The 11,581-nt window shown below is 31.5% G+C and carries 10 protein-coding genes and 2 pseudogenes; 5 read left to right on the plus strand and 7 right to left on the minus strand.

What is annotated here, in order from left to right; genetic code table 11:
* Window positions 1-3: 3 nt before the first annotated feature.
* The 3 genes and pseudogenes from SR62_RS06805 to feoB all read left to right on the plus strand — a co-directional run bounded on the left by SR62_RS06805 (window position 4) and on the right by feoB (window position 3,490).
* Window positions 4-1,344: an MmgE/PrpD family protein gene (locus SR62_RS06805; protein ID WP_147502319.1), complete on the plus strand. Its 1,341-nt coding sequence runs from the start codon at window positions 4-6 to the stop codon at window positions 1,342-1,344.
* A gap of 81 nt (window positions 1,345-1,425) precedes the next feature.
* On the plus strand, window positions 1,426-1,650 hold the full coding sequence (locus SR62_RS06810; protein ID WP_060793167.1) for a ferrous iron transport protein A: 225 nt from the start codon (window positions 1,426-1,428) through the stop codon (window positions 1,648-1,650).
* A pseudogene (feoB, locus tag SR62_RS06815) lies at window positions 1,647-3,490 on the plus strand (ferrous iron transport protein B). Before SR62_RS06810 ends, feoB begins: the two are co-directional and overlap by 4 nt.
* Here feoB and SR62_RS06820 read toward each other — a convergent pair.
* From SR62_RS06820 to gap, 5 genes are read right to left on the minus strand one after another with little or no spacing between them, the layout of a single operon-like run.
* Window positions 3,487-4,980 (minus strand): hydrogenase small subunit, encoded by a 1,494-nt coding sequence (locus tag SR62_RS06820; RefSeq protein WP_002892892.1) that lies wholly within the window; start codon window positions 4,978-4,980, stop codon window positions 3,487-3,489. The pseudogene feoB and the gene SR62_RS06820 overlap by 4 nt on opposite strands.
* 3 nt (window positions 4,981-4,983) lie before the next feature.
* Window positions 4,984-5,808 (minus strand): enoyl-ACP reductase FabI, encoded by an 825-nt coding sequence (gene fabI / locus SR62_RS06825; RefSeq protein WP_002887956.1) that lies wholly within the window; start codon window positions 5,806-5,808, stop codon window positions 4,984-4,986.
* Window positions 5,792-6,484: a triose-phosphate isomerase gene (locus SR62_RS06830; protein WP_002892891.1), complete on the minus strand. Its 693-nt coding sequence runs from the start codon at window positions 6,482-6,484 to the stop codon at window positions 5,792-5,794. Before SR62_RS06830 ends, fabI begins: the two co-directional genes overlap by 17 nt.
* Window positions 6,481-7,683: a phosphoglycerate kinase gene (locus SR62_RS06835; RefSeq protein ID WP_002783833.1), complete on the minus strand. Its 1,203-nt coding sequence runs from the start codon at window positions 7,681-7,683 to the stop codon at window positions 6,481-6,483. The genes SR62_RS06830 and SR62_RS06835 overlap by 4 nt, the downstream gene beginning before the upstream one ends.
* 2 nt (window positions 7,684-7,685) lie before the next feature.
* On the minus strand, window positions 7,686-8,684 hold the full coding sequence (gene gap, locus SR62_RS06840; protein WP_002780453.1) for a type I glyceraldehyde-3-phosphate dehydrogenase: 999 nt from the start codon (window positions 8,682-8,684) through the stop codon (window positions 7,686-7,688).
* Window positions 8,685-8,743: 59 nt separating this feature from the next.
* Here gap and nadD point away from each other — a divergent pair, with 59 nt between their 5' ends.
* Complete coding sequence (gene nadD / locus SR62_RS06845) at window positions 8,744-9,289, plus strand: nicotinate (nicotinamide) nucleotide adenylyltransferase (RefSeq protein ID WP_002855470.1); 546 nt, start codon at window positions 8,744-8,746, stop codon at window positions 9,287-9,289.
* 27 nt (window positions 9,290-9,316) lie between these two features.
* Window positions 9,317-9,643, plus strand: a complete 327-nt coding sequence (rsfS, locus tag SR62_RS06850) for a ribosome silencing factor (protein ID WP_074470088.1) — start codon at window positions 9,317-9,319, stop codon at window positions 9,641-9,643.
* 30 nt (window positions 9,644-9,673) lie between these two features.
* Here rsfS and SR62_RS06855 read toward each other — a convergent pair whose 3' ends face one another.
* A complete protein-coding gene (locus SR62_RS06855; RefSeq protein ID WP_002875241.1) occupies window positions 9,674-10,051 on the minus strand; it encodes a DUF1090 domain-containing protein in 378 nt (125 codons plus the stop codon).
* A 46-nt stretch (window positions 10,052-10,097) separates the two neighbouring features.
* A pseudogene (pgmL, locus tag SR62_RS06860) lies at window positions 10,098-11,487 on the minus strand (phosphoglucosamine mutase PgmL).
* Between the last annotated feature and the right edge of the window lie 94 nt (window positions 11,488-11,581).

The raw sequence follows: 11,581 nt of genomic DNA on the forward strand, positions 1-11,581 counted from the left end.
ATCATGTTCTATAGTGAAATTTTAGCGGATTTTATTTTCAATCTTAAATATGAAAATATCCCTAATACAGTTGTTCAAAGAGCTAAAGAGCTTATGCTTGATAGCCTTGGAACAGCTATAGCAGCAAGCAAAGAAGAATGTGTTTTAAATGCTTTTAAAGCTTTTGAAAATTTAAGCACAGAAAAAAATACTCCTATTTGGGTAAATGATCAAAAATTAGATCCTATATACGCAGCCATGCTAGATGGCATTGCTTCTCATGCGTTAGATTTTGACGATACGCATACAGAAGCGATTTTGCATGCAAGTGCGATTTTAACTCCACTTTGTTTAAGTTATGGTTTTCATGTTAGCAAAGATGCGAAAAAAATCATCAAAGCTTTTATAATAGGCTGGGAAATTGCAGCTAGGGTAGGCATTGCAAGTAAAGGCACTTTTCATAAGCGTGGTTTTCATACTACTGCTATTGCAGGAATTTTTGGAAGCGTGAGTGCAAGTGCAATCTTACTAGATCTTAACAAAGAACAAATCATCAATGCTTTAGGACTTGCAGGAAGTTTTGCAAGTGGGATTAATGAGTTTTTATCCAATGGATCTAATTCAAAAGTTTTACATATTGCCAATGCTATTAAAAACGGTATTATAGTAGCTCATTTTGCTAAAAACCATATGAGTGGACCTTTGAGTATTTTTGAAGGTAGGGATAATATCTTTAAATGTTTTGGCATAGAAGAAGAATGCGATAAAACAGAACTTAACAAAGCCTTAGGTGAAATTTGGCAAACCATGCAAGTTTCAATCAAACCTTATCCAAGCTGTCATTTTGCTCATGGGCTTATTGATTGTGCCATTGCTTTAAAAAATGATGGTTTAAAAGCTAATGAAATTCAAAGTATTCATTGCTTTGTAGATGAAGTTCCTATTTCTTTTATCTGCGATCCTTTGGAAGCAAAATACACTCCAAATAGTGCTTATGAAGCTAAATTTTCCATGCCTTTTTTAATGGCTCTTGGATTCTTTGATGGTAAAATCACTCTTGAATCTTATGAAAATTTAAAGCGTGAAGAAGTACTAGAATTTGCTAAAAAAATCAGTTACGAAAAAAGGAAATCTCAAGGCTTTCCAAAATATTTTCCAGGGCATTTAGAAGCCAGTTTGCAAGATGGACGCACAATCCAAAAAGATGTTTTTATAAATAAAGGTAATTTTGATAATCCATTAAGTTTTGAAGAATTAAAAGCTAAATTTTTAGCCAATGCACAAATTTACCTTGATAATGCTAAAGCTAACAAAATTCTAGATCAAATCATCAATCTAGAAAATTTAAACCACTTTTCTTTTTAAATATTTATCCTTCTTTTTACAAGAAGGATAATTTCATTACACTTTTTTATTATAATATTTATTATTAATTTAGGAATTACAATGACTTTAGATAATTTAAAAGATGGACAAAAGGCTATTATTGTCAATTTAAGCGCTCAAAAAGAACTCAAAAATAGACTTTTAAGCTTTGGATTTATCAAAAATAAAAACTTGAAAAAAATTCACTCCTCTTTAAAAAATGCCACCATAATGGTAGAACTTGATACAAGTTGTGTTATCCTAAGATCTGATGAAGCTAAAACCATAGAAGTGAATCTTATATGAAAAAAATCAAAATAGCCCTTGTAGGTCAGCCTAATGTAGGCAAAAGTCTTCTTATTAATGCGCTTTGCAAAGCCAATATGAAAGTAGGAAATTTTAGCGGAGTTACTATAGAAAAAGCAAGCGCAAAAACTTTTTATAAAAACTATGAATTTGAAGTCATTGATTTGCCAGGAACTTATTCTTTAGATGGATATAGCGAAGAAGAAAAAATCACACGTCATTTTTTAAATCAAAATGACTATGATGTTATTGTTAATGTTTTAGATGCTACCAATTTAGAACGCAATCTTATCCTTAGTGCAGAACTTTTAAGCCTTAATAAAAAAATGCTTTTAGCTTTAAATATGTGCGATGAAGCCAAAAAAGAAGGTATAGAGCTTGACACTTCTATTTTAAGCCAAGAATTTCAAAGTCAAGTTGTTGAAATTTCAGCAAAAACAAAAGAAAATTTAGAACTTTTGCTGCAAAAAATTATTATTTTATTTGAAAGTAAATTTATTCCAAGATCTCAATTTTACACTCCGCTTTGCGAAAAAACTCCAGAAAAAGAAGATTTATTATATTTTATTAATGAACTTTCAAAAAAAATTATCACACATAAAAAAGAAGAGAGAAATTTAACCAAAAAAATCGATGCCTTACTTATCCATAAATTCTTTGGCTTACCTATATTTTTATTTTTAATGTGGCTTTTATTTCAACTCACCTTTAGCTTAGGACAAATTCCTATGGATTATATAGAATCAGGCTTTAATGCCTTAGGTGAATTTGTTAAAAACAATATTTCTAATACCTTCATCGCTTCAGCTTTGGCTGATGGGATTATGCAGGTGTTGGTGCTGTGATACTTTTTTTGCCTAATATAATGATTTTATTTTTAGGCATAGCTCTTTTAGAAACCACAGGCTATATGTCAAGAGTAGCTTTTTTACTTGATGGGATTTTACATAAATTTGGTTTGCATGGTAAAAGTTTTATTCCACTAATCACTGGTTTTGGTTGTTCAGTACCTGCTTTTATGGCTACACGCACTCTTAAGAACAAAAGAGATAGACTTTTAACTCTTTTTGTGATCAATTTTATGAGTTGCGGGGCAAGACTTCCTGTATATGTGCTTTTTATCGGCGCTTTTTTTCCAAGTGAAAAAGCAGGAAATTATCTTTTTGGAATTTATATTTTAGGTGCGATTTTAGGACTTTGTGCTGCAAAATTTTTAAGAATGACAGCATTTCGTGGACTTGATGAACCTTTTGTTATGGAAATGCCAAAATATCGTATGCCAAATTGGCATTTAGTTTGGTTTATGGTTTATAATAAAGCCAAAATGTATCTTAAAAAAGCAGGAACTTTCATACTTTTGGCCTCTTTGCTCATATGGTTTGCTAGTAATTTTCCAAAAAGTGAAGAAAATTTAAATGATTTTAATGCTCAAGAAAGAAGAGCTATAGAACAAAGTTATTTAGGACAATTTGGCAAAAGCATAGAACCTATTTTTAAACCCCTTGAGTTAGATTGGAAATTAAGCGTATCTTTAATCAGTGGTTTGGCTGCTAAAGAAGTGATGATTTCAACTATGGGAATGCTTTATTCACTAGGAAAAGATGTAGATGAAACAAATAATGATTTAAAAGGAATTATCACTAAAAATATACCTATACCAAGTGCAGTGGCTTTTATTTTATTTGTAATGATTTATAATCCTTGCTTTGCAGCAACTATAGTTTTTTCAAAAGAAAGCGGAAAGCTAAAATACACTCTCTTTCTCTTTCTTTTTACCTGCACAAGTGCTTATATAGTAGCTTTTATAGGGCTTCATATTGCTAAAATTTTATTAAACTAACTTGCTTTTAATGATGAAATTTTAGCGATATTATCTTCAAAAGCTTTTAAAATGCTATAAGCAACACCTTCAAAATCAAGTCCGCCGCAAAGATAAATTAAAGTCATACGAAAAGATTTACTCACATCAAGCTTTGGTTTTTCAGCGTTTATATTTAACTTAAAATCATAAGGACTTGCATGTTTAAAAGCGTAATTTTTTGCCGCAATTAAAAAATCATTCTTATCTTTTAAAAACTCACCTTTAACTAAAATAAAGCTTATTTCAAGATATTTCCAAAAATCTTTTGAAGGCATAGGATTTTCATCAAAATTTTGTTCTATAAAAGCATAGTTTTTTTCAAAGGATTTTTTATAATTTTCTACAAGCAAAGCGCCTAATTTATTTTTAGCTATATTTTGTAAAATAAGTTTTATATTGCTTTCAAATTCAAAATCTATTTGTTCTAAAATTTTAATTTGCTCTTCTAGAAAAAATTCTTGTTTTAACTCTTCATTGCAAAGTTTAGCGTAAGAAAAAATATTTGCCATAGGCTTTTCATAATTCCCAAACTCATCCCAAAAATTTTTCTCACTACAGGCTATACAACCATGTCCTGCAGCCACTGGCCAAGAAGTTTTAGCATTGAATTTCACTTTAGGGCAGTTATTGTAAGTATAAGGTCCTTTACAACCTATCTTAAATAAACAAGCTCCATTCTTTGCAGCTTCATCATCAAAATGTTCAGCAAAAATCCCACTTTCAAATTTCGCCTTTCTTTCACACATATCATGCAAACATTTACCATAAGCCCACACAGGACGATTTTGCTCATCAAGTTCAGGCAAAACTCCAAATAAAGCAAAAAAACTTAAAGTCGCAATGATATTTACATCACTTGGAGGACAACCTGGGATATTTACTACTTTTTGACTTAAGACTTCGCTAATACCACAAGTTTTACTAGGATTTGGATAAGCAGCTTGAATACCACCATAACTTGAACAAGTACCCACTGCAAAGATAGCCTTGGCTTTAGCGGCTAGTTTTTCTAAAATTTCATAGCCACTCTCTCCTTGTGCTCCTATAGTAAGAAAAAAGGTATCAATGGCTGCAACACCACCTTCAACCGCTAAAATAAAATCTTCTTCTAAAACATGCTCTAAAAGTTCTTCAGCCTTAGTGCCATTTGCCGCCATTAAAGTTTCATGATATTCTAAAGAAAAAAAATCAAAAATAAGCTCATCAAAACTTGGCAACTCAGAACGCAACAAACTCTCGCTACACCCTGTACATTCACAAAGATGAAGCCATACTAACTTTGTTTTAGGTGCGATTTGAAAAAATCTTTGAGCAAGAGCTGGAATTTCATTGCCTAAAGATAAATGCCTAGCAAGAATTTTTACACTTTCTTCATTGATAACCTTGTCCTCTTTTAAAGTAGAATTTTCAAGTTTTTTAATGCGATCTTCAAGTATATTTTTTAATTCTTCATTGCTAAGCTTTGTCATTTTTTATCCTTTTTGATTATCCCAACAAAGAACAGTTTGTCCTTCTTCATTTTTTTCAACATCGCCCATACCCATGATGTTATATCCTGCATCGACATAATGTATTTCACCTGTAACACCATTTGCCAAATCACTAAGTAAATACATAGCCGAATTTCCTACATCTTCTATACTCACATTGCGTTTTAAAGGAGAATTGATTTCATTGTATTTTAAAATCATTCTAAAATCCCCTATTCCACTTGCTGCCAAAGTTTTAATAGGACCTGCTGAAATAGCATTAACACGAATTCCTTTTACTCCTAGATCTCTTGCTAAATAACGCACAGAACTTTCAAGTGCAGCTTTTGCTACACCCATAACATTATAATGAGGTACATATTTAACCCCACCAAGATAACTTAAAGTCAAAATCGAACCCTTATCTTTTAAAATAGGCAAAACCGCACGCGTTAAAGAAAGTAAAGAATACACAGAAGTTTGCATAGCTATATCAAAAGCTTCTTTTGAAGTTTCTAAAAAAGAATTTTCTAAAGCTTCTTTTGGAGCAAAAGCAACCGCATGCACTACAAAATCAATCTCGCCTAAATCTTTTTTGATTTTTTCAGCGATAGAATCTAAATGCTCATTATTGTTTACATCAAGCTCATAAACAAAATTAGAATTAAACTCTTGTGCTATAGGTTCTACGCGTTTTTTTAAAGCATCATTTAAAAAAGTAAAAGCAAGCTGGGCTCCTTGATCAAAACATGCTTTTGCTATGCCATAAGCAATAGATTTATTATTTGCAACCCCTACAATAAGGCCTTTTTTACCCTTCATAATCATCTTTTATCCTTTTGATTAATTTTATAAAATTTTCTACTTTTAAAGCTGCAGAGCCTATCAAAACTCCGCCACAATATTTTACACTTAAAATTTCTTTGATATTATTTTCATTCACACTTCCACCATAAAGCAAAGGTACCTTGGTTAAACTCGCTAAAAATTCAAGCACTTTAGCGATATCTGTAGTTTGTGCACTCACTCCCGTTCCTATAGAATAAATAGGCTCATAAGCGATAATGAGTCTTTCATAATTTAAATCAATAATTTCAAGTTGTTTTTTTAAAAACTCTAAAGTCTTGCCTGAATTTTTTGTATCTAAATTCTCACCTATACAAAAAACAATTTTATAACCATGCTCTTTAGCGAAATCAAATTTAGCCTTAATAAGTGCTTCATCTCCTAAAGCTCTTCTTTCAGAATGCCCGATTAAAACACATTTGATCCCAAATTCGTCCAAATGTTCTTTTCCAAGCTCGCCTGTAAAAGCGCCATTAACACAAGGATAAAAATTTTGGGCTCCTTGTATGAAGTTATTTTCATTTTCTAAAAATGCTACACTAGGTGGGAAAACGATAATATCATCACATTTTGCTCCCATAGTTTTATTTAAAATTTCAGCATAAATTTTAAAACTTGCTCTTGTGTGATTGCATTTTAAATTTGCAGCAAAGATCATTCATTTTCCTTAGATCTTAAAGCTTTTACGCCTGGAAGTTCTTTACCTTCTATAAGTTCAAGAGAAGCACCACCTCCAGTGGAAATAAAAGTCATTTCATCTGCATCACCTGCGCGCGCAACCACATCAGCCGTATCACCGCCTCCAACAACAGAAGTTGCATGTCCTTCGCTGATATAATGACTCATTTTAATGCTACCTTTTGAAAATTTATCAATTTCAAAAACACCCATAGGTCCATTCCACCAAATCGTTTGCGCATCAGAAATCACCTCCTTAAAAAGTCTCACACTCGCAGGTCCTATATCTAAACCCATCCAACCATTTGGAATTTCTTGCGCTGGAACAAATTTCATCGGCGCATCTTGTGAGCACGCAGGAGCGGCTACAACGTCTACTGGAAGATAAATTTTCACTCCTAAATTTTTACCCTTGGTAAGAATTTTATTAGCTTCTTCTAAAAGTTCTTCTTCTAAAAGTGAATTTCCTATATCATAACCTAAAGCTTTTAAAAAAGTAAATGCCATACCTCCGCCTATGATTAATTTATCTACCTTTGGTAATAAATTTGTCAATGCTTGAAGTTTTCCACTTACCTTTGAACCTCCAACAACAGCGACAAAAGGACGTGCTGGATGTTTGATAAGATTGCTTGCAAAATCAATTTCTTTTTGGAGTAAAAATCCTGCACCTTTGTGTTTTTCATCAAAGAATTTAGTAATAGCCTCCACGCTAGAATGTGCTCTATGGCATACTCCAAAAGCATCATTGATATAAACTTGAACCATAGAAGCAAGTTCTTTGGCTAAATTTTCATCATTTTTAGTTTCACCTTTTTCAAAACGCAAATTTTCAAGAAGTAAAATTTCACCTGCTTTTAAATTCATAGCTTTAGTTTTTGCATCTTCACCGATAACATCTTTTGCCATGATAATTTCTTTATCTAAAAGTCTAGCAAGACGCTTAGCTACGGGTTCTAAAGAATACTTGGAACTAATTTCTTTTGGGCGTCCTAAGTGAGAGGCTAAAATCACACTACAACCATTATCCAAACAATATCTTATCGTAGGAATAGCTGATCTTATGCGTCTATCATCAGTGATATTTAAAAAATCATCTTGAGGAACATTAAAATCACATCTTATAAAAACTTTTTTCTTAGCTAAATCAATGTCTTTTATAGAAATAATATCACTCATGATTAAGCCTTATTTGCAATATATACTGCCATATCTACTAGACGACTTGAATAGCCCCATTCATTATCATACCAAGCAATTACCTTGATAAAATCATCCGCAATCACTTGAGTTAAATCACTTGCTACAATAGCTCCATAAGAACAAGTGATAAAATCGCTTGAAACTCTTTCATCATCATCTACCATTAAAATGCCTTTTAAATTTGTAGCTGCAGCTTTTCTGAAAGCTTCATTGATTTCATCTTTGCTAACTTTACGGCTTAGTTGTGCAGTTAAATCCACGCTTGATACATCAATCACTGGCACACGCATACTTTGTCCATGAAGCTTGCCATTAAGTTCAGGCATAACAAGTTTCATAGCTTTTGCTGCGCCTGTAGAAGTTGGAATGATATTTTGCGCTGCAGCACGAGAACGGCGTTTATCTTTAGCTTTAGCATCAATAATACTTTGTCCATTTGTATAAGCATGTATTGTTGTCATAAGTCCTTTTTCTATGCCAAAATTATCTTGTAAAACACGACAAACAGGACCTAAACAATTTGTTGTACAACTTGCATTAGAAATAATGCTTTCACCCTTGTAAAGTTCTGAATTTACTCCTAAAACATAAGTAGGAGTATCATCTTTTGCAGGAGCACTCATGATCACTTTTTGTACTCCCATATCTATAAATTCTTGACATTTTGCCATAGTTAAATGCGCTCCTGTGCACTCTAAAACAATTTGTGCGCCGTGTTTTGCAAAGTCAAGATCTTTTACATTGCGACTTTTAAATACTTTGATTTTTTTACCATTTACCACTAAATCATCGCCTTCACTATCAACACTGCCTTTAAATTCACCATGTACTGTATCGTATTTAAAAAGGTATTTTGTAAGTTCAATATCCGTAGTATCATTTATCGCCACAAGCTCAATATCATTTCTTTCTAAGATGATTCTTGCAACACATCTGCCTATACGTCCAAAACCATTTATAGCAACTTTTACAGCCATTTAATTTCCTTTTGCAAAATATAATGCTAATATTCTACAAAAAAAAGGTTAAAATTTTAATGAAGATAGCACTTTTTGGTGGCAGTTTTGATCCACCACATAATGGACACAATAGCGTTATTTTAGAGGCTTTGGAAAAATTAGATATTGATAAGCTTATTATTATGCCTACTTATATCAACCCTTTTAAACAAAACTTTAGTGCTGATGAAAAGCAAAGATTCTTATGGGTTAAAAAACTTTGGGGACATTTTCCAAAAGTTGAAATTTGTGATTTTGAAACCAAGCAAAAACGCCCTGTTCCTAGCATAGAAAGTGTTAAGTATCTTTATAAGCTTTATAATCCTAGTAAATTTTATCTTTTAATCGGCGCAGATCATTTAGAAAAACTTCATCTTTGGCATGATTTTGAAAAACTTAATTCTTTAGTAGAATTTGTTATTGCTAATCGCAATGATATAGAAATTCCTAAGAATTTTAAAGATTTAAAAACCGATAAAAAAATCGCTTCTTCTTTCATACGCAACACTTTAAATACAAATGAAGTTTGCGAAGAAATTAAAGATGAAGTAAAAAAATATTATGAAAAATTACAAAAAAATTGATACAATTTCAAAAATTAAAGGACAATAATGCAAGAAAGAATAGATTTAATCGTTAAAATTTTAGATGAAAAAAAAGCTGAAGATATCAAAACCATTGACATGAGCGAGCAAGAATACTTTGTAAAATATGTCATTATCGCAGCTACTTTAGGAGAAAGACACGCTCTATCCTTGATCGATGAGCTTAAAACACAACTTAAAGCCAAAGGTGAGGAATTTTTAAACATAGATAGTAGCGAAGAATGGAGTGTGATTGATCTTGGTGATATTTTAATCCATCTTTTAACACCAGAACACAGAGAAATTTATAATATAGAAGAATTATTAGAAAATCTTAAAAAAGGTAGGGTTTAAAAAGGCTAAATTTAATTAGCCTTTTAATTTTTAGAGATTATCAATATATTCTTCAATCTCTTTTTTAATTTTCTCTTTTTGCTCTTTTAAAGCTTTTTTCTTAGCTTTATACTCAACCTTACTCATATAGTCTTTTTGATCATGTAAAGCATCGAGTTCTTTTTCGATTTTTTCCACTTCTTGTTCTTTAAGTTTTTTAGCTTCTAACTTTTTATCATAAAACATAGGATCTTTAGTACAATCATTTTGCACTTGTTTTAAAGCAAGCTCCAAGCTTAAAGTTCTAGCTGTGTCATTATGTGCTTTAGAAAAACTGATTTCTTTATTAATACGATCAATTTTTTTATCGCATTCACTTGCACCAAAAGCAAAAGCACATAGTGTAAGTAGAACAAGTATTTTTTTCATTTTTGATTCCTTTTAAGATAAATTTAAATCGCGAAATATTATCTCATCAATTCTTAAATCTAGCTTTTATATCATCAAATAAAGTAAATACCATACTTTCAAGCTCTTTTGCTCTTTCTAAAGAAGTTGCCTCAAAGCGTGTGATAAGATAAGGGCTAGTGTTAGATGCACGAAGCAAAGCCCATCCATCGCCAAAATCTATCCTAGCTCCATCAATTTCACAAAGACTTTTAACACCTTTTAAAGCTCCTTTTTCAATCTCTTTTTGAAATTCTTCCACAAGTTTGAATTTTTCTTCTTCATTTACAGGAATTTTAATTTCAGGTGTAGTATAAAGTTTTGGCAAAGCCTTAATCATGCTTTCTAAATCAAAGCCTTTATAAACAAGCTCTAAGGCTCTTAAAAATGCATAAATTCCATCATCATAACCAAAATATCTATGTTTAAAGAAAATATGCCCACTCACTTCAGCTGCTAAATCAATATCTTTTTCTTTCATCATTTTTTTGATGTTAGAATGTCCTGTTTTTCCCATAAAAATAGTTCCAAATTTAGCCACTTCATCAAAAAGATTTTTAGAACATTTTACCTCACCTAAAATGCGTGGATTAGGAATATTTTTAGCAAACAAATAACAAAGCTCATCTCCACAAAATACATGAGTTTTACTCAAAGCAACCATTCTATCAGCATCCCCATCAAAAGCAAAAGATAAAGAATAATCTTGATTTTGATTTAAAAACTCTCTAATCGCACTTAAGTTTTCTTCTTCTGTAGGATCTGGAGCGTGGTTTGGAAACTGTCCATCAGGCTCTGCAAACATTACATGAGCTTTTAAATTTAAAGCCTTGATTAAAGGCTTTATCACTACTCCAGCCGCACCATTTGAACAATCAACACCAAATTTATAATTAAAATCCTTTAAAAAGCTAAATTGCTCGCACATAAATTTCACATAAAGGCTTAAAATATCGTATTTTTCTACTTCTAAATTTTCTTCAATCTCATCATCTAAATGCTTATAAACTTCTTTTGAAAACTCTTTTAATTCCACACCAAAAAAACTTTCTTTATTGATAGTGATTTTAAAACCATTATAATCTTTTGGGTTATGAGAGCCTGTTATCATAACATTTGCATCAAATTTCAAGCCCTCATAAAGACTAAAATACCCCAATGGAGTTGGCACAAGCCCTATATCATAGATTTTTATTCCCGCTTTGTTAAGTCCACTCACCAGATAATTAAAAAGCTCATTTGCACTATATCTTGCATCATAACCCACACTTACATTTTTACAGCCTTTATTTAGCATGGTTTGTCCTAAGCAAAAACCTATAGCCTTAACACTTTTTTCATTTAGTTCTTTGCCATAAAGTCCTCTTATATCATATTCTCTAAAAATCACATCTAACATTTTTTTCCTTCAAATTCATCTCTTCTTTAACCTAAATTTATCGTTTTTCTAAAGCAAATTTGGATAGAAAAGAAATTTTTGCTACAATTTTACATTAATTTCACTAAATAAAG

It is taken from the genome of Campylobacter sp. 2014D-0258 (genome assembly GCF_008000495.1).
GTDB classification, from domain to species: domain Bacteria; phylum Campylobacterota; class Campylobacteria; order Campylobacterales; family Campylobacteraceae; genus Campylobacter_D; species Campylobacter_D jejuni.

What these genes read in the sequence shown, in the direction of transcription:
- SR62_RS06830 (WP_002892891.1), bottom strand. Translation starts at nt 6,484, where the DNA reads ATGATCTTTGCTGCAAATTTAAAATGCAATCACACAAGAGCAAGTTTT.
- gap (WP_002780453.1), bottom strand. Translation starts at nt 8,684, where the DNA reads ATGGCTGTAAAAGTTGCTATAAATGGTTTTGGACGTATAGGCAGATGT.
- rsfS (WP_074470088.1), top strand. Translation starts at nt 9,317, where the DNA reads ATGCAAGAAAGAATAGATTTAATCGTTAAAATTTTAGATGAAAAAAAA.
- SR62_RS06805 (WP_147502319.1), top strand. Translation starts at nt 4, where the DNA reads ATGTTCTATAGTGAAATTTTAGCGGATTTTATTTTCAATCTTAAATAT.
- SR62_RS06835 (WP_002783833.1), bottom strand. Translation starts at nt 7,683, where the DNA reads ATGAGTGATATTATTTCTATAAAAGACATTGATTTAGCTAAGAAAAAA.
- SR62_RS06855 (WP_002875241.1), bottom strand. Translation starts at nt 10,051, where the DNA reads ATGAAAAAAATACTTGTTCTACTTACACTATGTGCTTTTGCTTTTGGT.
- SR62_RS06810 (WP_060793167.1), top strand. Translation starts at nt 1,426, where the DNA reads ATGACTTTAGATAATTTAAAAGATGGACAAAAGGCTATTATTGTCAAT.
- SR62_RS06820 (WP_002892892.1), bottom strand. Translation starts at nt 4,980, where the DNA reads ATGACAAAGCTTAGCAATGAAGAATTAAAAAATATACTTGAAGATCGC.
- nadD (WP_002855470.1), top strand. Translation starts at nt 8,744, where the DNA reads ATGAAGATAGCACTTTTTGGTGGCAGTTTTGATCCACCACATAATGGA.
- fabI (WP_002887956.1), bottom strand. Translation starts at nt 5,808, where the DNA reads ATGATTATGAAGGGTAAAAAAGGCCTTATTGTAGGGGTTGCAAATAAT.